This window comes from Curtobacterium uvaldense (assembly GCF_028307415.1).
Taxonomy (GTDB): Bacteria; Actinomycetota; Actinomycetes; order Actinomycetales; family Microbacteriaceae; genus Curtobacterium.
In genome coordinates, this window is the sequence record NZ_JAQMHU010000070.1 from 1 (window position 1) to 330 (window position 330).

Genomic DNA, 330 nt, shown 5'->3' on the forward strand with positions numbered 1-330 from the left:
ACGACGTCCGCGGCGACCTGCTTCTCGCCGACCTCGACCTTGACGCCCTGACCGTGGTCACGCTGCCCGATCGCGTCACGGATCGCGCCGATCGCACGGGCAGCGCCGCCGCCCAGCGAGTGCACCCCGTTGACCTCACGAGCGGCGATGCCGGCGACCTTCGACACGACGGTGTCGTCGATCGTGGTCTTGCCCGAGGTGCCTGCAGCCGAGGCGTGAGTGCCCGCCGAGCGGGTCGTGGCAGCGGTCAGGTTGGTGGTGGTGTCAGCCATTGGTGTCTCCCTTCGAGGACCCGCCGGGACTCGTTCCCAGCGGTTGCTGTTCACGGAT

Annotated in this window: 1 protein-coding gene; it reads right to left on the bottom strand. The window is 69.4% G+C overall.

Annotated elements, in window-relative coordinates; translation table 11 throughout:
- The coding region (locus PIJ49_RS16940; protein WP_271827141.1) for an Asp23/Gls24 family envelope stress response protein at positions 1-272 on the bottom strand (272 nt) is incomplete at its 3' end.
- Between the last annotated feature and the right edge of the window lie 58 nt (positions 273-330).